The 650-nt window shown below is 64.5% G+C and carries 1 protein-coding gene; it reads left to right on the forward strand.

Translation table 4 applies throughout. The features are described from left to right. Nucleotides 1–650, forward strand: a 650-nt coding sequence (locus tag C6B38_RS06830; protein ID WP_146693352.1) for a class I tRNA ligase family protein, incomplete at both ends; no start/stop codon positions are given.

Below are 650 nucleotides of genomic sequence, written 5' to 3' on the forward strand. Positions count from 1 at the left end.
GACCCGTCAGCTCGACCAGTTCCGTTTCGACCTGGCCGCCCAGGCCCTGTACGAGTTCATCTGGAACCAGTACTGCGACTGGTACCTGGAGCTGTCCAAGCCCGTGCTGTGGGACGAGAACGCGCCGGTTGAACGCCAGCGCGGCACCCGTCGCACCCTGGTGCGCGTGCTGGAAGTGGCCCTGCGCCTGGCCCATCCATTCATGCCGTTCATCACCGAGGAAATCTGGCAGCGCCTGGCGCCGCTGGCAGGTAGCACCGGCAAGACCATCATGCTGCAACCTTGGCCGGTGGCTAACGAAGCCCGCATCGACCAGGCCGCCGAAGACGACATCGAATGGCTCAAGGGCCTGATGCTCGGCACTCGCAACATTCGCGCGGAAATGAACATCGGCCCGGGCAAGCCCCTGGCCCTGTTCCTGAAGAACGTCAGCGCCGAAGACCAGCGTCGCCTGACCGAGAACGAAGCCTTGCTGAAGAAGCTGGCCCGACTCGAATCCATCACTGTGCTGGGTGCCGGCGACGAAGCGCCGCTGTCTGCCACCGCCCTGGTGGGTGAGATGGAAGTGCTGGTGCCCATGGCCGGCCTGATCGGCAAAGGTGCGGAACTGGCCCGTCTGGACAAGGAAATCCAGCGCCTGCAAGGCGAAG

Source organism: Spiroplasma sp. ChiS, from assembly GCF_002968355.1.
Lineage (GTDB): Bacteria > Bacillota_I > Bacilli_A > Mycoplasmatales > Mycoplasmataceae > Spiroplasma > Spiroplasma citri.